Annotated in this window: 17 protein-coding genes and 1 other RNA gene; 9 read left to right on the plus strand and 9 right to left on the minus strand. The window is 51.2% G+C overall.

What is annotated here, in order from left to right:
- Nucleotides 1–171: 171 nt before the first annotated feature.
- Both mscK and acrR read right to left on the minus strand, forming a co-directional pair.
- Entirely contained in the window at nt 172–3,534 is a 3,363-nt protein-coding gene (gene mscK / locus LG381_RS20535; RefSeq protein WP_032224796.1) for a mechanosensitive channel MscK, read from the minus strand.
- Between the two features lie 121 nt (nt 3,535–3,655).
- Complete coding sequence (acrR, locus tag LG381_RS20540) at nt 3,656–4,309, minus strand: multidrug efflux transporter transcriptional repressor AcrR (protein WP_000101734.1); 654 nt, start codon at nt 4,307–4,309, stop codon at nt 3,656–3,658.
- 141 nt (nt 4,310–4,450) lie between these two features.
- Between acrR and acrA the strand changes: the two genes are divergently transcribed.
- From acrA to pdeB, 7 genes are all read left to right on the plus strand, one after another.
- Nucleotides 4,451–5,644 (plus strand): multidrug efflux RND transporter periplasmic adaptor subunit AcrA, encoded by a 1,194-nt coding sequence (gene acrA / locus LG381_RS20545; protein WP_010347661.1) that lies wholly within the window; start codon nt 4,451–4,453, stop codon nt 5,642–5,644.
- 22 nt (nt 5,645–5,666) lie between these two features.
- Nucleotides 5,667–8,816, plus strand: a complete 3,150-nt coding sequence (acrB, locus tag LG381_RS20550; RefSeq protein WP_001132459.1) for an efflux RND transporter permease AcrB — start codon at nt 5,667–5,669, stop codon at nt 8,814–8,816.
- Nucleotides 8,817–9,371: 555 nt separating this feature from the next.
- A complete protein-coding gene (tomB, locus tag LG381_RS20555; RefSeq protein WP_000344801.1) occupies nt 9,372–9,767 on the plus strand; it encodes an Hha toxicity modulator TomB in 396 nt (131 codons plus the stop codon).
- A gap of 4 nt (nt 9,768–9,771) precedes the next feature.
- On the plus strand, nt 9,772–9,990 hold the full coding sequence (locus LG381_RS20560; protein ID WP_001280991.1) for an HHA domain-containing protein: 219 nt from the start codon (nt 9,772–9,774) through the stop codon (nt 9,988–9,990).
- 171 nt (nt 9,991–10,161) lie between these two features.
- Nucleotides 10,162–10,713, plus strand: coding sequence for a maltose O-acetyltransferase (maa, locus tag LG381_RS20565; RefSeq protein WP_000102550.1), 552 nt, complete (start codon nt 10,162–10,164; stop codon nt 10,711–10,713).
- 114 nt (nt 10,714–10,827) lie between these two features.
- On the plus strand, nt 10,828–11,298 hold the full coding sequence (locus LG381_RS20570; protein WP_085460461.1) for a YlaC family protein: 471 nt from the start codon (nt 10,828–10,830) through the stop codon (nt 11,296–11,298).
- A gap of 162 nt (nt 11,299–11,460) precedes the next feature.
- Complete coding sequence (gene pdeB / locus LG381_RS20575; RefSeq protein ID WP_105289777.1) at nt 11,461–13,011, plus strand: cyclic-guanylate-specific phosphodiesterase PdeB; 1,551 nt, start codon at nt 11,461–11,463, stop codon at nt 13,009–13,011.
- Nucleotides 13,012–13,049: 38 nt separating this feature from the next.
- Here pdeB and LG381_RS20580 read toward each other — a convergent pair whose 3' ends face one another.
- Nucleotides 13,050–13,403, minus strand: a complete 354-nt coding sequence (locus LG381_RS20580) for a DUF1428 domain-containing protein (protein ID WP_000878149.1) — start codon at nt 13,401–13,403, stop codon at nt 13,050–13,052.
- 118 nt (nt 13,404–13,521) lie between these two features.
- Nucleotides 13,522–13,618, minus strand: an RNA gene (ffs, locus tag LG381_RS20585) — signal recognition particle sRNA small type.
- 162 nt (nt 13,619–13,780) lie between these two features.
- Between ffs and LG381_RS20590 the strand changes: the two genes are divergently transcribed.
- Nucleotides 13,781–14,092, plus strand: a complete 312-nt coding sequence (locus LG381_RS20590; protein ID WP_000409910.1) for an MGMT family protein — start codon at nt 13,781–13,783, stop codon at nt 14,090–14,092.
- Nucleotides 14,093–14,121: 29 nt separating this feature from the next.
- Here LG381_RS20590 and LG381_RS20595 read toward each other — a convergent pair whose 3' ends face one another.
- Nucleotides 14,122–14,694, minus strand: coding sequence for a YbaY family lipoprotein (locus LG381_RS20595; protein ID WP_000779815.1), 573 nt, complete (start codon nt 14,692–14,694; stop codon nt 14,122–14,124).
- A gap of 217 nt (nt 14,695–14,911) precedes the next feature.
- Between LG381_RS20595 and tesB the strand changes: the two genes are divergently transcribed.
- The gene (gene tesB, locus LG381_RS20600) at nt 14,912–15,772 is read left to right on the plus strand and encodes an acyl-CoA thioesterase II (RefSeq protein WP_010347651.1); all 861 of its coding nucleotides are present in this window, start codon (nt 14,912–14,914) and stop codon (nt 15,770–15,772) included.
- Between the two features lie 50 nt (nt 15,773–15,822).
- Here tesB and amtB read toward each other — a convergent pair whose 3' ends face one another.
- From amtB to LG381_RS20620, 4 genes are all read right to left on the minus strand, one after another.
- Complete coding sequence (amtB, locus tag LG381_RS20605; protein ID WP_000685050.1) at nt 15,823–17,109, minus strand: ammonium transporter AmtB; 1,287 nt, start codon at nt 17,107–17,109, stop codon at nt 15,823–15,825.
- A 29-nt stretch (nt 17,110–17,138) separates the two neighbouring features.
- Entirely contained in the window at nt 17,139–17,477 is a 339-nt protein-coding gene (glnK, locus tag LG381_RS20610) for a P-II family nitrogen regulator (RefSeq protein ID WP_000780338.1), read from the minus strand.
- A gap of 180 nt (nt 17,478–17,657) precedes the next feature.
- Nucleotides 17,658–19,439 (minus strand): SmdB family multidrug efflux ABC transporter permease/ATP-binding protein, encoded by a 1,782-nt coding sequence (locus tag LG381_RS20615; RefSeq protein ID WP_001256189.1) that lies wholly within the window; start codon nt 19,437–19,439, stop codon nt 17,658–17,660.
- The gene (locus tag LG381_RS20620) at nt 19,432–21,204 is read right to left on the minus strand and encodes a SmdA family multidrug ABC transporter permease/ATP-binding protein (protein ID WP_225762862.1); all 1,773 of its coding nucleotides are present in this window, start codon (nt 21,202–21,204) and stop codon (nt 19,432–19,434) included. Before LG381_RS20620 ends, LG381_RS20615 begins: the two co-directional genes overlap by 8 nt.
- Between the last annotated feature and the right edge of the window lie 9 nt (nt 21,205–21,213).

The following is a 21,213-nucleotide window of genomic DNA, read 5'->3' on the forward strand; positions in this document are numbered from 1 at the left end:
TTCCCCCTCGCCCTTTTAGAGAGAGGGTCGGGGTGAGGGTATTATTCGCACAGGCGCTGGCCTGCCCCCCTCACCCTAGCCCTCTCCCCGATGGGGCGAGGGGATCGTCCGTGCATATGCCGGGCTTTGTCAGCAATCTCGGGGGCGGATAAATGTCGCCCCCTTTCGTTATTACCCTACCGCTGGCGTCGGATCGTCGCCTTTGTAGTCGCGTTTTACTTCCGTCACCTCATCGCCCTTCTCGTTGTGCAGATGCACTTCAAGCTGGTTAAAGGCAATGTTGATGTCGTTTTCACGGCACAGCTGATCAATGGTACGGTTCAGTTCATCGACAGTACGGCTACGGTCGCGCAGTTCACGAACGTACAGGCGCAGCTCGTGATCCAGGGTGCTGGCGCCAAACGCAGTAAAGAAGACTTCCGGCATCGGTTCGTGCATCACCCTTGGATGCTCAGTCGCTGCCTGAAGCAGGACTCTGCGTACTTTTTCCAGATCAGAACCGTAAGCCACACCCAGGCGGATCACCAGACGAGTGGTGGTGTCGGTTAACGACCAGTTGATCAGACGCTCGGTTACGAACGCTTTGTTCGGGATAATCACTTCTTTGCGATCGAAGTCCGTAATAGTCGTTGCACGAATACGAATCTTACTGACTGTTCCGGAGAAAGTACCGATGGTTACCGTATCGCCAATGCGCACCGGACGTTCGAACAGGATGATCAAACCAGAAACGAAGTTACCGAAGATCTCTTGTAAACCAAAACCCAGACCTACAGATAATGCCGCTGCCAGCCACTGGAGTTTATCCCACGACACACCAAGCGATCCGAACACCGTCATCGCACCAACGGCAATAATGATGTAGTTAAGGATGGTAGTAATGGCATACGACGCGCCCTGGCGCATATTCAGTCGCGAGAGCACCAGCACTTCCAGCAAACCAGGCAGGTTGCGGATCAGCGCCCAGGCAACCATCGATGCGATAATCGCAAACAACAGACTGCCCATAGTGACGCTTTTCACCACCGCAACCCCGGCTTCAGTGCCGTTGTAATGCCAGAGCGTGATGCTGTCGAGATAGCTGAACACGGTGATCAAATCGGACCAAATTGCCCAGAACATGACACCGAACAGCGCAAACATCAGCAACATGGTAATACGCAGCGTCTGCTGGTTAACCTGCTCCAGTGCAATGGTGGGTTCTTCCGGCGGTTCGGCACCTTCTGCGCCCTCTTTCACCAGATTCTGCCGACGCGCCAGCGCACGACGCCAGGCGATACGCCGCGCCGCTACGCTTAAGCCGCGCAATACCGTCTGGTACAGCAGGTTCCAGATGATCACCAAATAAACGGTTTCAATCCAACGCCCGGAGAGGCGCAGCGTGGTGTAGAAATAACCTGTGGCGGTCAGCACCATCAACGCAATCGGGATAATCGACAGCACGGTAATGGTGACCAGTCGCATGGTGTGCGACTCTTTATCGCGCCAGCTTTCGCGGCACATCGGCCATACCAGGAAGGCAATCAGCAGCAGGTTGAAGAAAATCATCGCCTGCCCCAGCACATCATCCATCAGATGCAGCGGGGAAAGTTCTGCCACCACAGACCAGAAATGGATTGGCAGCAACGCGAGGCTGATGCGGACAATTTGCCGACGCCAGTGGCTGGTCTGCTGTTCCGGCATACCAAAGTGACGAACAGCAACGCCATTTTTCTCCAGCACCTTCCAGCACAGGCCAAACACCAGCCAGAAAATCGCCAGTTTTTTGCTGAACGACCACAGTAATTCACTGATGTTGAGCTGCATGGTGAGCAGAATCAAACCGACGGCGAGAATAATCAGACACACCGGCAGCGCGCGGATCAGATCGATAAGGATCGCTTTTGGTGTGTTGAGCTGGCTGTCGTTACGCAGGGAACCTACGGCGGAAGCCAGTTTTTGTTGATACGCTTTCAGCCATCCCAGACGCCAGTGAATCAACCCGGCGATGAGCAGCAGCGGCAAACCTGCGAGGAAAGCGATAAAGACGGCAGGCCAGGCTTTTTCCCAGTTCACCGTAATTTTCATCGACTTGAATTCATCCTGCAGCGTTTGTGGGAACGCTTTAATCCAGTCCCAGTCCATCGGGCGGTTACTGTTCACCCAGAAAATCTGCTGGGTCAGGATGGATTTCAGGTTTTTCGATACGCTCATTAACTGTTGCTGGTTGATTTGCAGGTTAATGGCCATCATGAGTTGGTTGCCCAACTGTTTGTTAAGCTGATCCAGCAATTCGCGACGCATATCAACTACTTGCAACAATGCGTCACGGACTTCGTCGTTGACTTCATTCGCATGACCCTCTTCCAGTTTGGCGACATAAGCATCGCTCTGGAAGAGTGCGTCACGCTGCTGGTTCACTTCGAACTGTTCGAGACGCAAATCCGCAATGCGGTTGGTCATATTTTCCAGTTCGTCCGCCGAGGGCAGCGTTTGTTGTTGCTGATAAAGAATACGTGACAGCAGCAGACTGCCCTTCAGGACAGAAATCTGCTCTTTGATATTGCGTTCCGATTGCAGCGCCCGCTCCAGCCAGTTTTTGACTTTTATGTTTTGCTGCATCAGCAAATTGCCGTTTTCAGTGGCGCTAATCAGACGCTGACTTAACTGCTGGTTAATTTCCAGCTCTTGTTTCACCAGCGGATTAGCCTGAATACGCGCAGCTTCGTCCGGCGTTACCGCTTCCTGCGCCGTTTTTTCAGTTAATGTCAGACGCTTGCTGTTAACCGCCTCCTGCAATAGTTGCAGCTCATGTTCCAGACGAGTGCTGTTCGCCGTCACATAATCGCGTTGCTTTTGCAGGGTATCCTGTAAGACGGTGTTCCCTTCCAGGCTTTTACGTTGCTGGTCAATCTCGGCATTCAACAAAGCCTGCTGCGCCTGCATCAGCACTTTCTGGCTGGGACGTAAGGCTGTCTCACCGACTTCCGTGCCATCCAGGCGGCTGCGAATTTGTTGCAGCTGCTGTGAGGCGGTATACATCGCATTTTGCACGCGCTCAGGCTGCGTCTGTAAAGAAACTAACTGGCTGTTATAAGACGCCAGATCGTTTTGTGCGTTTTGCAAATCGTCCAGCGCCTGGGCAACGCGAGTTTCCAGTTGGCGCAACGAAAGCGTGCTCAGAATTTTGCGCGTTTCGTCGTCGTTGTCCACATCGCTAAGTGCGGTTAACGCTGCGGTCGCCTGGCGCATTTTTTCTGGCGCTTCAGCCACTTTTTGTCGTAACTGAACCGTCTCTTCTTTTACGCGATCGATTTTATCGAGAGTGGCTAATGTGTCTGTCAGATCCTGCTGAACCAGTTTGTCCTGAGCAGAAAGATCTTTTTGTTTATTAAGCGAGTCAAGCTGTGCCTGTAGATCCGCTTTCGTCGGTAAGTCACCATTTGATGACGCCCGCGCAAAGGCCGTGTTCTGGCATAACAAGACCAAAACAAAAGCAATAAATGCTGAAAAAACAAAATGCCGTGATCGTTTGTAATACTGGAACATAGTCATGATGAATGAAGGTTTCTGAACCTGAAGGACGACCTGAAATAGTCAAGCGGCTAGAATAGCACGCCGTAGAGAGCCAGAATAGCAACAGAGAAAATGTCCAGGAAAAATCCTGGAGTCTGATTCAGGATTTTTCGTTGGTGGCCGGTGTACGAAGCGTAGGGCAAAGAAGATACATTTCCAACAATATGGCAACGTAATCGCGGGCTTCTTTTTTGAGGTCAAAAGATTGCGGGGCAAAGAGCCAATTTTCCATTAAGCCGGAAATATAGCCGCGCATAATAATGGCTGCGCGACGCGTCATTAAATCTGCGGGCAGCATTTTCGCTTCAATACAATGTCTTAACGTTTGTTCTATACGGTCATAACTTTCCAGACAGAGATTACGTTGTGCCTGTTGAACAACAGCCATTTCTCCGACAAATTCGCATTTGTGGAAAATAATCTCCATCAATAATCGCCGCCGCTCTTCAGTCACCGTCGATTCAAGAACATGAATTAGTATTTCTCTTAATACTGAGAGTGGATCGTCAGGGAATTTTGCCTGATACTCAAGCTCTAGTTCACCAATATTGGATTCTGACAGCTCCCAGATCTCACTGAACAAATCCGACTTATCTTTAAAATGCCAGTAGATTGCACCACGCGTAACGCCTGCTGCTTTTGCAATCTCTCCCAGTGAGGTGGATGATACCCCCTGCTGTGAGAAAAGACGTAAAGCCACATCGAGGATGTGTTGGCGCGTTTCTTGCGCTTCTTGTTTGGTTTTTCGTGCCATATGTTCGTGAATTTACAGGCGTTAGATTTACATACATTTATGAATGTATGTACCATAGCACGACGATAATATAAACGCAGCAATGGGTTTATCGACTTTTGACCATTGACCAATTTGAAATCGGACACTCGAGGTTTACATATGAACAAAAACAGAGGGTTTACGCCTCTGGCGATCGTTCTGATGCTCTCAGGCAGCTTAGCGCTTACAGGATGTGACGACAAACAGGCCCAACAAGGTGGCCAGCAGATGCCCGCTGTTGGGGTAGTAACAGTCAAAACTGAACCTCTGCAGATCACAACCGAGCTTCCGGGTCGCACCAGTGCCTACCGGATCGCAGAAGTTCGTCCTCAAGTTAGCGGGATTATCCTGAAGCGTAATTTCAAAGAAGGTAGCGACATCGAAGCAGGTGTCTCTCTCTATCAGATTGATCCTGCGACCTATCAGGCAGCGTACGACAGTGCAAAAGGCGATCTGGCTAAAGCGCAGGCAGCAGCCAATATCGCGCAGTTGACTGTTAATCGTTACCAGAAGCTGCTGGGTACTCAGTACATCAGTAAGCAAGAGTACGATCAGGCGCTGGCTGATGCGCAACAGGCAAATGCGGCTGTTACTGCGGCGAAAGCGGCTGTTGAAACCGCGCGCATCAATCTGGCTTACACCAAAGTCACCTCTCCGATTACCGGCCGTATTGGTAAATCGAACGTGACGGAAGGCGCATTGGTGCAAAACGGCCAGGCGACTGCGCTGGCGACCGTACAGCAACTTGATCCGATCTACGTTGATGTTACTCAGTCCAGTAACGATTTCCTGCGTCTGAAACAAGAACTCGCCAACGGCACACTGAAGCAAGAGAACGGTAAAGCCAAAGTCTCGCTAATCACCAGTGACGGTATTAAGTTCCCGCAGGACGGTACGCTGGAGTTCTCTGACGTTACCGTTGATCAGACCACCGGTTCTATCACTTTACGCGCTATCTTCCCGAACCCGGATCACACCCTGCTGCCGGGTATGTTCGTGCGCGCACGTCTGGAAGAAGGGCTTAATCCAACCGCCATTTTAGTTCCGCAACAAGGTGTAACTCGTACACCACGCGGCGAAGCTACCGTTCTGGTAGTTGGCGCGGATGACAAAGTGGAAACTCGTCCGATCGTCGCAAGCCAGGCCATTGGCGATAAGTGGCTGGTGACTGAGGGTCTGAAAGCAGGCGAACGAGTAGTAGTAAGTGGGCTGCAGAAAGTGCGTCCTGGTGTCCAGGTGAAAGCACAAGAGATAACCGCTGATAACAACCAGCAAGACGCAAGCGGTGCTCAGCCTGAACAGTCCAAGTCTTAACTTAAACAGGAGCCGTTAAGACATGCCTAATTTCTTTATTGATCGCCCGATTTTTGCGTGGGTGATCGCCATCATCATCATGTTGGCAGGGGGGCTGGCGATCCTCAAACTGCCGGTGGCGCAATATCCTACGATTGCACCGCCGGCAGTAACGATCTCCGCTTCCTATCCTGGCGCTGATGCAAAAACGGTGCAGGACACTGTTACACAGGTTATCGAACAGAATATGAACGGTATCGATAACCTGATGTACATGTCCTCCAACAGTGACTCCACGGGTACTGTGCAGATCACCCTGACCTTTGAGTCTGGTACTGATGCGGATATTGCGCAGGTTCAGGTGCAGAACAAACTGCAACTGGCGATGCCATTACTGCCGCAGGAAGTACAGCAGCAAGGGGTGAGCGTTGAGAAATCCTCCAGTAGCTTCCTGATGGTTGTCGGCGTTATCAACACCGATGGCTCCATGACGCAGGAGGATATCTCCGACTATGTAGCGGCGAATATGAAAGATGCCATCAGCCGTACATCAGGCGTCGGTGACGTTCAGCTGTTCGGTTCACAGTATGCGATGCGTATCTGGATGAACCCGAATGAGCTGAACAAATACCAGTTAACGCCGGTTGATGTCATTACCGCTATCAAAGCACAAAACGCCCAGGTCGCGGCCGGTCAGCTCGGTGGTACGCCGCCGGTGAAAGGCCAGCAGCTTAACGCCTCTATTATTGCTCAGACGCGTCTGACCTCCACTGAAGAGTTCGGCAAAATTCTGCTGAAAGTGAATCAGGATGGTTCCCGCGTACTGCTGCGTGATGTGGCGAAAATTGAGCTGGGTGGTGAGAACTACGACATCATCGCAGAGTTTAACGGACAACCCGCTTCTGGTCTGGGTATCAAACTGGCGACCGGTGCGAACGCGCTGGATACGGCTGCGGCAATCCGTGCTGAACTGGCGAAGATGGAGCCGTTCTTCCCATCGGGTCTGAAAATCGTTTATCCATACGACACTACGCCGTTCGTGAAAATCTCCATTCACGAAGTGGTTAAAACGCTGGTTGAAGCGATCATCCTCGTGTTCCTGGTCATGTATCTGTTCTTGCAGAACTTCCGCGCGACGTTGATTCCGACCATTGCCGTACCGGTGGTATTGCTGGGAACCTTTGCGGTTCTTGCTGCCTTTGGCTTCTCGATAAACACGCTAACGATGTTCGGGATGGTGCTCGCTATCGGCCTGTTGGTGGATGACGCCATCGTTGTAGTAGAAAACGTGGAACGTGTGATGGCGGAAGAAGGTTTGCCGCCGAAAGAAGCTACACGTAAATCGATGGGGCAGATTCAGGGCGCACTGGTGGGTATCGCGATGGTGCTGTCTGCGGTATTCGTACCAATGGCCTTCTTCGGCGGTTCGACTGGTGCAATCTATCGTCAGTTCTCCATTACCATTGTTTCGGCAATGGCACTGTCGGTACTGGTGGCATTGATCCTGACTCCGGCGCTTTGTGCGACCATGCTGAAACCGATTGCCAAAGGCGATCACGGGGAAGGCAAGAAAGGCTTCTTCGGCTGGTTTAACCGCATGTTCGAGAAGAGCACGCACCACTACACCGACAGCGTAGGCGGAATTCTGCGCAGTACGGGGCGTTATCTGGTGCTGTATCTGATCATCGTGGTCGGCATGGCCTATCTGTTCGTGCGTCTGCCAAGCTCCTTCTTGCCAGATGAAGACCAGGGCGTATTTATGACCATGGTTCAGCTGCCTGCAGGTGCAACGCAGGAACGCACGCAGAAAGTGCTCAACGAAGTGACGAATTACTATCTGACCAAAGAAAAGAACAACGTTGAATCGGTGTTCGCCGTTAACGGCTTCGGTTTTGCAGGACGTGGTCAGAACACGGGTATTGCGTTCGTTTCGTTGAAGGACTGGGCTGACCGTCCGGGTGATGAGAACAAAGTTGAAGCAATTACCACGCGTGCAACGCGCGCTTTCTCGCAGATTAAAGATGCGATGGTGTTCGCCTTTAACCTGCCAGCGATTGTAGAACTGGGTACGGCAACCGGTTTTGACTTTGAGTTGATTGACCAGGCCGGCCTCGGTCACGAAAAACTGACTCAGGCACGTAACCAGTTGCTGGGCGAAGCGGCGAAGCATCCTGATATGCTGACCAGCGTGCGTCCGAACGGTCTGGAAGACACGCCGCAGTTTAAAATTGATATCGACCAGGAAAAAGCTCAGGCGCTGGGTGTTTCTATCAACGACATTAACACCACTCTGGGTGCTGCATGGGGCGGCAGCTACGTGAACGACTTTATCGACCGTGGTCGCGTGAAGAAAGTTTACGTGATGTCAGAAGCGAAATACCGCATGTTGCCAGAAGATATCGGTAACTGGTATGTCCGCGCGGCTAATGGTCAGATGGTGCCATTCTCGGCGTTCTCCTCTTCCCGTTGGGAATACGGTTCGCCGCGTCTGGAACGTTACAACGGTCTGCCATCCATGGAGATCTTAGGCCAGGCAGCACCAGGCAAGAGTACCGGTGAAGCGATGGCGTTGATGGAGCAACTGGCGAGCAAACTGCCTACGGGGGTTGGCTACGACTGGACGGGGATGTCCTATCAGGAACGTCTCTCCGGCAACCAGGCACCTTCGCTGTACGCAATTTCGTTGATTGTGGTGTTCCTGTGTCTGGCGGCGCTGTATGAGAGCTGGTCGATTCCGTTCTCCGTTATGCTGGTTGTTCCGCTAGGGGTTATCGGTGCGTTGCTGGCAGCCACCTTCCGTGGCTTAACCAATGACGTATACTTCCAGGTGGGCCTGCTTACAACCATTGGGTTGTCGGCGAAGAACGCGATACTTATCGTCGAATTCGCCAAGGACTTGATGGATAAAGAAGGTAAGGGTCTGATTGAAGCAACTCTGGACGCGGTACGTATGCGTTTACGCCCAATCCTGATGACCTCGCTGGCGTTTATCCTCGGCGTTATGCCGCTAGTTATCAGCACTGGTGCTGGCTCTGGCGCACAAAATGCGGTAGGTACTGGCGTAATGGGCGGGATGGTGACGGCAACAGTACTGGCAATCTTCTTCGTTCCGGTGTTCTTTGTGGTGGTTCGCCGCCGCTTTAGTCGCAAGAATGAAGATATCGAACATAACCATACTGTCGATCATCATTGATAGATCTCGTAATCACTAAGGCCGCGCAAGCGGCCTTTTTAATACGTATAATCTTAAAATAACAATGTTTACAGCTAAGCTCGCAAACGGAAGTTAGTTTTAACGCTACATAAAATTCATAAAAAATGCTTATTGTTAGTTAATTTATATTAAGTGGTAGTAATAGGTATAATAACCCATAGACATCTAGAGGCTATTCTTAATTATTTGCGGCAATCCTTTATTTATTCATATCAATTACATCATAATCAGAGTAATCCTGGGTATTAGTGTGACAAATTCCCGTCTCATTTTATCACCCCCGACGCAAGGATCCTGATTACGTTATGAATAGCATCAAACAAACTGCTTTAGCCTTTACGTGGTTGATGCAGGGTGAAAAAGTAAGCCTTTTCCCTCTCCTCCCACTAATTGTAATTTTTCGTAATAATGCGATGAAAACCTTCATAGAGTGGATTATAGTTAATCTAACAACTGTGAGGGCAAGTCCAGGTCAGTAAGTTTTCCCACCCCGAAAGGTGTCCGTTAGTTCAACCACTAAGAAGGGGACGCGTTATGGATGAATACTCACCAAAAAGACATGATATTGCACAGCTTAAATTTCTCTGCGAAACCCTGTATCATGACTGTCTTGCAAACCTTGAAGAAAGCAATCATGGTTGGGTTAACGACCCTACCTCGGCTATCAATCTGCAGCTTAATGAACTCATTGAGCATATTGCGACCTTCGCACTTAATTACAAAATTAAGTATAATGAAGACAATAAGCTCATTGAGCAGATAGATGAATATCTGGACGACACCTTTATGTTGTTCAGTAGTTATGGTATTAATATGCAGGATCTCCAGAAATGGCGGAAGTCAGGTAACCGACTGTTCCGTTGTTTTGTGAACGCCACTAAAGAGAATCCTGCGAGTTTATCTTGTTCTAATTATTACAACCATGGGTAGAAGTATGTCCGATAAGCCTTTAACGAAAACCGATTATTTGATGCGTTTGCGTCGTTGTCAGACAATTGACACGCTGGAACGTGTTATCGAGAAAAATAAATACGAATTATCAGATAATGAACTGGCGGTATTTTACTCAGCCGCAGATCACCGTCTTGCAGAATTGACCATGAATAAGCTTTACGACAAGATCCCTTCCTCGGTGTGGAAATTTATTCGATAATTAAACAGTATAAGCACTGGACTATAACCATCTGTTTATTAGATATATTTTATTTTTACTATGACGACATGCCGCGTGTGACTTCTGTCACACAGAGGTGACGGGAACGTTCTCATCACTGACATTTCGTATTACTGTGTTGCCCCATTTCCAGCAACCGGGTCGTCAGTAATGAGCACAGAAAAAGAAAAGATGATTGCTGGTGAGTTGTATCGATCGGCAGATGAGACTTTATCTCGCGATCGCCTGCGCGCTCGTCAGCTTATTCACCAATACAATCATTCCTCGCCGGAAGATCAATCCTTACGCCAAAAAATCCTCGCCGATTTACTCGGTCAGGTTGCGGATGCGTATATTGAGCCCTCCTTTCGCTGCGACTATGGCTATAACATTTTTCTCGGTAAAGGGTTTTACGCGAACTTCGATTGCGTGATGCTTGATGTCTGCCCTATTCATATCGGCGATAATTGTATGCTGGCGCCTGGTGTCCATATCTACACGGCAACACATCCCATCGACCCTGTAGCACGTAATAGCGGTGTTGAACTGGGGAAACCGGTGACTATCGGTAACAACGTCTGGATTGGTGGTCGTGCCATCATTAACCCGGGCGTTACCATTGGCGATAACGTCGTAGTGGCATCAGGTGCCGTCGTCACCAAAGATGTCCCTGATAATGTTGTCGTAGGCGGTAACCCAGCCAGAGTCATTAAAAAACTGTAACTACAATTTGCAACTGTTATGCAAAATTGTAGTTAATCTGTTACTTTTCTCATGTCATTCCCACGTTAAAATAGGGTGTTCCCTGGAGAGTTGCAGATACCACGAAGGCAAAAGATGACCGAAATACAACGCCTACTGACCGAAACAATTGAATCTCTGAATACGCGCGAAAAACGCGACAACAAGCCCCGCTTTAGTATCAGTTTTATCCGCAAACATCCGGGGCTGTTTATTGGCATGTATGTTGCTTTTTTTGCTACGCTGGCAGTGATGTTGCAGTCCGAAACGCTATCAGGTTCAGTCTGGCTCCTTGTCGTGCTATTCATCCTGCTCAACGGTTTCTTCTTTTTCGATGTCTACCCACGCTACCGCTACGAAGACATCGACGTGCTGGATTTTCGAGTTTGCTATAACGGCGAATGGTATAACACGCGCTTTGTCCCTGCCGCGCTGGTTGAAACCATACTGAACTCGCCGCGTGTCGCAGATGTTCATAAAGAACAACTGCAAAAAATGATCGCCCGTAAAGGCGAGCTGTCTTTTTACGATATTTTCACTCTCGCTCGCGCCGAATCAACATCTTAAGTCAGACTGTCACACCAGGCGTAAGCTCTGCGCCTGGTCAATTGACAATGATCGTTGCCACCTATCATTTCATGAAATACTGACCTTACCCACTTATCTCCTGCCAGCCTTTTTCCACAATCAGATATACTTTCCCTACATTGTGTTGATAAGGACATGTTGGTGAGAACACGACATTTGGTCGGCCTGATTTCGGGAGTGCTTATACTTTCAGTACTACTGCCTGTCGGCTTAAGCATCTGGCTGGCTCATCAGCAGGTAGAAGCGTCGTTTGTTGAAGAGCTGAATACCTATTCCTCCCGCGTCGCTATTCGAGCCAATAAAGTGGCGACGCAAGGGAAAGATGCACTACAAGAGCTGGAAAGATGGCAAGGCGGTGCCTGTAGTGAAGAGCATCTCATGGAAATGCGGCGGGTTTCATACAGCTATCGCTATATTCAGGAAGTGGTTTATATCGATAACAACGTTCCCCAATGCTCTTCTCTGGAACACGAAAGCCCACCGGATACCTTTCCGGAGCCGGGGAAGATTTCAAAAGATGGTTATCGGGTCTGGTTAACCTCACACAATGACTTAGGTATTACCCGTTACATGGTTGCTATGGGAACCGCACATTACGTAGTGATGATCGACCCCGCCTCCTTTATCGACGTGATTCCTTATAGCTCATGGCAAATTGATGCCGCTATTATTGGCAATGCCCGTAATATAGTCATAACCAGCAGCGACGAAATTGCCCGGGGTATTATTACCCAATTGCAAAAAACACCCGGTGAGCACATCGAAAATAATGGGATCATTTACGACATTCTGCCCTTACCAGAGATGAATATTTCCATCATCACCTGGGCTTCAACGAAAACGTTGCAAAAAGGCTGGCATCGGCAGGTCTTTATCTGGTTACCTGTAGGGTTGTTAATTGGCCTGCTGGCAGCCATGTTTGTGCTGCGTATTTTGCGTCGTATCCAGTCTCCGCATCATCGCTTGCAGGATGCCATCGAAAATCGTGATATTTGTGTGCACTATCAGCCGATTGTCTCCTTAGCCAATGGCAAAATTGTCGGTGCCGAAGCACTGGCGCGCTGGCCGCAGACAGACGGTAGTTGGTTGTCGCCAGATAGTTTTATTCCGCTGGCACAGCAAACGGGTCTTTCTGAGCCACTGACGCTGCTGATTATAAGAAACGTGTTTGAAGATATGGGCGACTGGCTGCGACAACACCCGGAACAACATATTTCCATCAATCTTGAATCCACCGTGCTCGCCTCGGAAAAAATTCCGCAACTGCTGCGAGACATGATCAATCACTACCAGGTTAACCCCAAACAGATCGCTCTTGAACTCACAGAGCGCGAATTTGCCGATCCGAAAACCAGCGCCCCGATAATTTCGCGCTACCGGGAAGCGGGTCATGATATTTACCTGGATGATTTTGGTACGGGGTATTCAAGTTTAAGTTATTTACAGGATCTGGATGTCGACATTCTGAAGATCGATAAATCCTTCGTTGATGCGTTGGAATATAAAAATGTCACACCGCATATCATCGAAATGGCAAAAACGTTGAAACTGAAAATGGTGGCGGAAGGGATCGAAACGGGTAAACAGGAAGAGTGGCTACATCAGCATGGCGTGCATTACGGTCAGGGCTGGCTGTACAGCAAAGCGTTGCCAAAAGAAGATTTCATACGCTGGGCAGAATACCATCTGTAAATTTTGGGGGCTGGCGGCACGCCGCACAGCCCGTCACGCTACTCGTCGATGATTGACTCAAACCCGCCGTAAATCATCCGTTTGCCATCAAACGGCATTGATTCGCCGAACTCTTTCATTCGTGGGTCAGACATCATTTTTTGATTGGCAGCGTCGCGGACCTCTTTTGAAGGGTATTCAATCCAGCTAAACACCACTTCCTCATTCTCTTCCGCTTTCACTGCCATGCGAAAATCGGTCACTTTGCCGTTTGGCACATCGCTGGCCCAACATTCAACAATACGAAGCGCGCCGAACTCTTTAAACAATGGCGCGGCCTTTGCGGCCATTTCTCGATAGGCATCTTTATTTTCGGCAGGAACAGCAACCACAAAACCATCAACATACTTCATCAGAAATACCTCCGAAGCGTACTGCGCAGCCAGACAATTCTTGCGGCGTCAGTCGTGGTTAAAGTTTAGCCACATTGGGATTTTTTGACGAAACGGCAGGAGCAGAAATGGGTGGGGGCCCTGCCAGCTACATCCCGGCACACGCGTCATCTGCCTTGGCTGCTTCCTTCCGGACCTGACCTGGTAAACAGAGTAGCGTTGCGGGAGAACCAACAGAGCCCCCATTGAGAGCGTTGAGAACCAACGCGCAGGCGCATTATCACTGCTGCCCCGGCTAATTGCAACCCATTGCGTGCCGGATGCTGGTTTCTTGCGCAATGCGGCTTCACTCAGACGTTTTTCCAGATTATGCTGAAAAATTACCCCAGGAAAAAAAGATGGAAAAAGAAGATTCATTTCCCCAACGCGTCTGGCAAATCGTAGCCGCTATTCCCGAAGGCTACGTCACCACTTACGGCGACGTCGCAAAACTGGCAGGATCACCCCGTGCTGCGCGCCAGGTGGGCGGTGTGTTAAAGCGTCTACCCGAAGGCAGCACCCTCCCCTGGCATCGGGTGGTTAATCGCCACGGCACAATCTCGTTAACCGGCCCGGATTTGCAGCGTCAACGGCAGGCATTACTGGCAGAAGGAGTGATGGTGTCGGGAAGCGGGCAAATCGACTTACAGCGTTATCGCTGGATTTACTAACCCTCTCCAGCGGAGAGGGTTAGTGGCGCTTAGTATTGCGTAGGGGCTGGAACTGCCGAAGACGGATTCACCTGGGTTGGTGAAGTCGAAGGTACGGTGGTCGTTGCGCCACCGCTGGCCTGAACCGGTACAGCGGTTTGCTGAACCGGCACTAATGTCAGGTCAGCTTTGGTTCCGCCCTGATTGATCACCGGTTGAACGGTATCGGTGATAAACACCAATTTGTCGTTCACGGTAACCGCCGCACTCAACAGGATACGTGCGTTCGGCTGAACGTCTGCCGGGTTAAATGGCAGAACAAAACTGAACGGTGACTGTTTACCTTCGGTACGTACTGCTTTCTGCGCCAGAACTTTAGAAGGCGCATCGGCTAACGACGCGTCAGAAAGTGTCACGGTCAGCACAGCATCAGGCGGCAGTGCGACTTTCTGACGGATCCAGACCGTACCGGAAACATTCGGTTGTTGTATAGCAGGTTGCTGTGTCGCTGCAATAGACGTATTTGCAGCCGGTGCTGGCGTCTGGATATCCGCGCTTTTATCCGCGCAAGCTGCCAACGCAATTGCAACCGCTAAACCACTGGCCATGTGCACGAGTTTCATTCACTTCTCCTTATTATCAATGCACCAGCGGGCTAACTTTCCTCGCCGGAAGAGTGGTTAACAAAATAGTAACATCAATAAGTGTGGCACATGTCACGTATTAACGCCTGCATTTAGCCCGTAATTCAGACCATTGCACCCATCGGACCAGTACCAAAATTGCGTTATACTCAACTCACTTTGGCTTGCTGCGGCAGCTTTGTTACTGGAGAGTTATATGAGTCAGGCGCTAAAAAATTTACTGACATTGTTAAATCTGGAAAAAATTGAGGAAGGACTCTTTCGCGGCCAGAGTGAGGATTTAGGTTTACGCCAGGTCTTTGGCGGCCAGGTTGTTGGTCAGGCGCTATATGCAGCAAAAGAGACGGTCCCGGAAGAGCGTCTGGTGCATTCGTTTCATAGCTACTTTCTTCGCCCTGGCGATAGCAAAAAACCCATTATTTATGATGTAGAAACGCTACGCGACGGCAACAGCTTCAGCGCCCGCCGGGTTGCTGCTATTCAAAACGGTAAACCGATTTTCTATATGACGGCCTCTTTCCAGGCGCCAGAGGCTGGATTCGAGCACCAAAAAGAGATGCCGCCCGCGCCAGCGCCTGATGGCCTGCCTTCGGAAACGCAAATCGCCCAATCGCTGGCGCACCTGCTGCCGCCGGTGCTAAAAGATAAATTCATCTGCGATCGTCCACTGGAGGTTCGTCCGGTAGAGTTTCATAACCCGCTGAAAGGGCACGTTGCAGAACCGCATCGTCAGGTATGGATCCGCGCAAATGGTAGCGTGCCAGATGATCTGCGCGTTCATCAGTATCTGCTCGGTTACGCTTCTGACCTTAACTTCCTGCCGGTTGCTTTACAGCCGCACGGCATCGGTTTTCTTGAACCGGGGATTCAGATTGCCACCATTGACCATTCCATGTGGTTCCATCGCCCGTTTAATTTGAATGAATGGCTGTTGTATAGCGTGGAGAGCACCTCGGCGTCCAGCGCACGCGGCTTTGTGCGCGGGGAGTTTTATACCCAGGACGGCGTGCTGGTTGCCTCGACCGTTCAGGAAGGGGTAATGCGTAATCACAATTAAAAAAAACAGCCGGAGGTGAAAACCGTCCGGCTATTTTTTTGCAGTGCTTGTTACGCGTTATAAGCATTTTCACCGTGGCTGTTGACGTCCAGTCCTTCGCGCTCCTGCTCTTCCGGCACGCGCAGGCCAACTGTCAAATCCGCCAGTTTGTAGCCAATAAATGCCACCACACCAGACCAGACAATCGTAATGGCGATGCTTTCCAGCTGTACCAACAGCTGATGTCCCATCGTCACACCTTCGGCGAAGCCCACACCACCCAGCGAACTGGCGGCAAAAATCCCGGTCATGATACAGCCGACAATGCCACAAACACCGTGTACCCCGAAGACATCGCAGGGATCATCCACCCGCAGCAGGCGTTTCAACATGGTAACGCCCCACAAGCCCGCCAGACCAGCTACCACGCCGATAATCAACGCACCGCCAACCCCAATATAGCCACAGGCTGGCGTCACGCCGACCAGACCGGCAATCGCGCCAGAACACGCTCCCAGCAGTGAAGGCTTACCACGCAGCGCCCATTCACCGAAGATCCAGCCAAGAATTGCCGCCGCCGTTGCGACCACAGTATTCACAAATGCCAGTGCCGCGATTTCATTCGCCGTGCCCGCTGACCCGGCGTTAAAGCCAAACCAACCGATATAGAGAATGGCAGTCCCGGTAAAGACCATCGGCAGGTTGTGCGGTTTAAACGCCTCTTTGCCGAAGCCCACGCGTTTGCCTATCAGATAAGCACCCACCAGACCGGCGATTGCGGCGTTAATGTGCACCACCGTGCCACCCGCGAAATCCAGCGCACCGTGAGAAGCCAGCAAACCACCGCCCCACACCATATGCGCAATCGGAATGTAAGAGAGCGTCAGCCATACCACCACGAAAATCAACACAGCTGAGAAGCGGATTCGTTCCGCCAGCGCCCCAACGATCAAGCCTACGGTAATGCAGGCAAACGATCCCTGAAACGCCACGTGGATATACTGATAAATGCTTCCCATCACCGCCGTCAGTTCGATGTTTTTCAGCATTAACCAGTTAATGTTGCCAAAGAAATTGTTGCCTTCACCAAACGCCAGCGAGTAGCCGTAAACCACCCAGAGAATACAGACCAGTGCAAACGTCACGGTCACCTGCGTTAGCATCGACAGCACGTTTTTGCCGCGAATCAACCCACCGTAAAACAGGGCAATTCCCGGAATAGTCATAAACAGCACCAGCGCAGTACAAATCATCATAAACGCATTGTCGGCTTTATCGGCCACCGCAGGTGCAGCCGTTACCAGTCCCGGCAGCATCGCCAGTGAAGCAAGCCCAGTTTTTATCGTCGCTATCTTCATTTTTCGTTCCTGTTGCTGTGTGCCAGAGATTACAGCGCCGCTTCGTCGGCTTCGCCGGTACGAATTCGAATGACGCGTTGCAATTCAGCGACGAAGATTTTGCCGTCGCCAATTTTTCCGGTGTAAGCCGCCTTGCTGACGATATCGATCACTTCATCGAGTTGGTCATCAGCAATCGCCACATCAATTTTTACTTTTGGCAGGAAGTTGACGCTGTATTCCGCCCCCCGGTACAGCTCAGCATGTCCTTTCTGACGCCCGAAACCTTTCACTTCGGTGACGGTCAGCCCCTGAATACCAATGGAAGATAACGCTTCACGAACGTCTTCCAGCTTGAATGGTTTGATTATCACGGTCACCAGCTTCATAGATCCCCTCCGGTCAGAATTCGGTAATGGTTCTGCTACACGAAGAAGGTATTGCAAGCGGTGTGCCAGAAATGAAAAACGAGAAAGAGAGCAGGAAGTTAAGAAGATTGAAAATGAAAACGCACTATGACAGTGCACAGTGCGTTACATTTTTGCACCAACGATGAAATATTGCGCTATTCAGGCGCTCAATGATTCCTCTTCACGCACGCTGGCTGCCAGCTCTTCGCCCGCAAGTTGCAGTTGATACATCTGCCAGTAACGCCCCTGGGCCGCCAGCAGTTGCTGGTGCGTGCCCTGCTCCACGGCTTGCCCACGATGAAGCACCAGAATGGTGTCGGCATCGACAATGGTTGATAAGCGGTGAGCTATCACCACCAGCGTGGTATGTTCACGCACCGCCGCCAGTGCGTGTTGGATCGCCTGTTCAGTACCGGAATCAATGCTGGCGGTTGCCTCATCAAGGATCAGGATTTGCGGCGTCTCCACCAGCACGCGCGCCAGCGCCAGCAGTTGCTTTTGCCCGACCGAAAGATTATTCCCCTGCTCGCCCAGCGGCGTATAAATACCGTCGCTCATGCTGCGCGCCAGCTCCGCCAGTTGCACGGTTTCCAGTGCCTGCCAGACACGCTCTTCGGAGATATCACGCCCCAGCGTCACGTTGGCGAGGAAAGTATCCGCCAGCACCACCGGATCTTGCTGCACCATCGCCACGCCCTGACGTAATGCGCTGTGACTTAGCGAATTTAATGGACGACCGTCGAGATGAATCTCACCTTCCGTTAGCGGGTAATACCCCATCAATAAACTTGCAAGGGTGCTTTTGCCACTGCCGGTATGCCCGACCAGCGCCACAAAGTTACGCGAAGGCACAGAGAGATTAATGTTCTTCAGTACCAGATTGTTGTCGCGATAAGCAAACGACACATTATCGACTTCGATGGTGCCGCTCTGTAACGGGCGATCATCATTGCCATATTGCTGGCGCGGTCCGTCCATCAGCTCAAACACGCGCTCACCAGCAACAACAGCCTGTTGCAGCATCGCCTGTTGCGTGGTCAGTTCGATTAATGGTTCGTTAAGCCGCCCAAGATAGCTGATAAACGCATACAGCACGCCCACTTCAATGGTGCCGCTGGCGGAGAAGCCAAACAGCATCAACAAGCCACAAAGGATGAGCGACGAAAAAAGACTCAGTAATGGCCGCAGTAAAAAACCGTCGAGGCGCAGGGTTTGCATCCTCGCCATATAGTGCGACCGACTGGCCTCACCCATGCGTTCACCAAATCGTGCCTGCTGACGGAACTGCTGGATGACGCTCATACCGTTGATGATTTCGTTAAAGCCGTCGTTGATATCCGCCAGATAGGCGCGCACACGGCGGACAATCGGCGTACTGTAACGCTGGTATATCACCATCACCACCAGCACGACCGGAAAAATCATTATCGCCACCAGCGCCATCCGCCAGTCGAGGCTGAACATCGCTACCAGCATCGCGCCCACCAGTGCGGCGCTACGCAGAACGGTTGCCACTACGGTAACGTAGAGGTCGCGGATCACTTCAGTATCATTAGTGACGCGGGAAATCACCTGCCCGACAGGCTGGATATCAAACTCGCTTAATGGCTGGCGTAGCGCAGCATCCATTACATCGGTACGCAACTGTTGTACAACGCCAACTGCCGCCCGATTAAACAGCAGCGACTGTGCGTAGTGCAGTCCAGCGGCAAACAGTTGCAGCCCCACATACGCCGCCGCCAGACCGGCAACCACTTTCAACGGCAGATTATTTTTCGCCACCATATTATCGATGAAATAGCTGATGAGTAGCGGTCCACTGACTTCTGCCGCTGCCGCAACCCACATCATCAGAACCGCAATCCCTAGTGGTTTGCGCCACGGCGAACCATACGCTAACAGGCGTTTGAGAGTCGGCCAGAGTTGGCTAAAACTACGCATCGACGGCCTCCTCACGAATTTCCGGAGCATCGTCAAGCGCCGCCTCCAGTTGTTGATAGCGATACATATCGCGATACCAGCCGCTTTGTTGCGCCAGCGCATCATGATTGCCACGCTGGGCGATATGTCCGTGCTGCATCACAATAATCTCACTGGCCTCCGTCAGCGCAGAAAGGCGATGGGCACTGATGATTACTGTTCTTCCCTGCCCCCACTGGCGCAGGTTATGCAGGATCTGATGCTCTGTGCGTCCGTCCACCGCCGAAAGCGCATCATCAAGGATAAGGATTTCTGCGTTGACTAATAACGCACGAGCAATGGATATGCGCTGCTTTTGTCCACCGGAAAGCATCACGCCGCGCTCGCCCACTTCTGTGTCGTAACCTTGCGGTAGACGCAAAATATCGTCATGTACGCTGGCTAACCGCGCTACGTGTTCAATCTCTTGCTGGGTGGCATTCGGGCAACCCAGCGCGATGTTATTCGCCACGGTGTCGGAAAAAAGGAACGGCGTCTGGCTGACCACCGCCAGGCGGCTACGCCAGCTATCGAGTTGCAGCTGCGTCAAGGGAATATCATGAAAGCGGATATCCCCCTCGCTGACGTCGAAATGACGCTGAATGAGTGACAGCAGAGTACTTTTGCCAGAACCGGTCGGTCCGCAAATACCCAGCATCTGACCGGGTTTGAGTGCGAAACTGACATTCTCCAGCGCAGGATGATCAGTTTGTGGATAAGTAAACTGGCGAATATTTACATCCAGTTCGCCACGCCCGTGTGGCACTGGTTCGCTACCATCATTCACCACCGGCGCTTCAGCCAGCATCGTCCGAATACGGCTATATGCCGCGCTGCCGCGTTCCACAATGTTAAACATCCAGGCCAGCGCCAGCATCGGCCAAATCATTAACCCCAGATACATCATAAAACTGGTGAGCTGCCCCAGCGTTAAGCTGCCCTGCACCACCATCCAGCTTCCCCCGCCAATCGCCAGCAAATTCGCCATGCCAATCGCGATATAGATAGTCGGATCAAAACGGGCATCAATACGCGCCACACGCATGTTTTTCTTGCCGGTGTCTTCAGCATCTGCGGCAAATAGCGCCGACTGGCGATCTTCCAGACCAAAGGCTTTGATCATGCGGATACTGGTGAGGCTCTCCTGGGTGCGATCGTTGAGACTGGAAAACGCCGCCTGCGCCAGCTTAAAGCGTTCATGCAAAGCATCGCCGTTGCGCTTAATCATGATTGCCATCACTGGCATCGGCAATAGTGCAAATAAGGTCAACTGCCAGCTAATTTGCGTTGACATCATAATCAACACTGCGCAGCCCATCACCAGTGAATCCACTAGCGTCAGCACCCCTTCTCCGGCGGCAAACACGACCCGATCGACGTCATTGGTCGCACGAGCCATGAGGTCGCCCGTACGATGACGCAGGTAAAACTCTGGATGCTGGCGGCTTAGCTGGCGGTAATAATCTTCACGCAGTTCAACAGCCAGTTGATAAGACGCGCCAAACAGCAGTACGCGCCAGACATAACGCAGGAGATAAACCACGACTGCAATCAGCACCATGGTGGCGATCCACATCAGGATCTGCCCGGTAGTAAAGTGTTGTTCCGTCACGCCATCGACAACAATACCGACCACTTTCGGCGGAACCAGTTGCAGCATCGCGATAATAACAAGCAAGGCCACAGCCCCGAGATAGCGACGCCATTCCCGACGGAAATACCAGCTTAGTTGAGCAAATAATCGCACGCGTTGTGT

The sequence above is a fragment of the Escherichia sp. Marseille-Q3837 genome (assembly GCF_916618735.1).
GTDB lineage: Bacteria > Pseudomonadota > Gammaproteobacteria > Enterobacterales > Enterobacteriaceae > Escherichia > Escherichia ruysiae.

Bases quoted from the DNA above. Each gene is read 5' to 3' on its own strand.
- LG381_RS20595 (WP_000779815.1), bottom strand. From the start codon at position 14,694: ATGAAACTCGTGCACATGGCCAGTGGTTTAGCGGTTGCAATTGCGTTG.
- maa (WP_000102550.1), top strand. From the start codon at position 10,162: ATGAGCACAGAAAAAGAAAAGATGATTGCTGGTGAGTTGTATCGATCG.
- LG381_RS20560 (WP_001280991.1), top strand. From the start codon at position 9,772: ATGTCCGATAAGCCTTTAACGAAAACCGATTATTTGATGCGTTTGCGT.
- glnK (WP_000780338.1), bottom strand. From the start codon at position 17,477: ATGAAGCTGGTGACCGTGATAATCAAACCATTCAAGCTGGAAGACGTT.
- LG381_RS20615 (WP_001256189.1), bottom strand. From the start codon at position 19,439: ATGCGTAGTTTTAGCCAACTCTGGCCGACTCTCAAACGCCTGTTAGCG.
- acrB (WP_001132459.1), top strand. From the start codon at position 5,667: ATGCCTAATTTCTTTATTGATCGCCCGATTTTTGCGTGGGTGATCGCC.
- amtB (WP_000685050.1), bottom strand. From the start codon at position 17,109: ATGAAGATAGCGACGATAAAAACTGGGCTTGCTTCACTGGCGATGCTG.
- LG381_RS20570 (WP_085460461.1), top strand. From the start codon at position 10,828: ATGACCGAAATACAACGCCTACTGACCGAAACAATTGAATCTCTGAAT.
- tomB (WP_000344801.1), top strand. From the start codon at position 9,372: ATGGATGAATACTCACCAAAAAGACATGATATTGCACAGCTTAAATTT.
- acrR (WP_000101734.1), bottom strand. From the start codon at position 4,309: ATGGCACGAAAAACCAAACAAGAAGCGCAAGAAACGCGCCAACACATC.
- LG381_RS20590 (WP_000409910.1), top strand. From the start codon at position 13,781: ATGGAAAAAGAAGATTCATTTCCCCAACGCGTCTGGCAAATCGTAGCC.
- tesB (WP_010347651.1), top strand. From the start codon at position 14,912: ATGAGTCAGGCGCTAAAAAATTTACTGACATTGTTAAATCTGGAAAAA.
- mscK (WP_032224796.1), bottom strand. From the start codon at position 3,534: ATGACTATGTTCCAGTATTACAAACGATCACGGCATTTTGTTTTTTCA.
- LG381_RS20580 (WP_000878149.1), bottom strand. From the start codon at position 13,403: ATGAAGTATGTTGATGGTTTTGTGGTTGCTGTTCCTGCCGAAAATAAA.
- acrA (WP_010347661.1), top strand. From the start codon at position 4,451: ATGAACAAAAACAGAGGGTTTACGCCTCTGGCGATCGTTCTGATGCTC.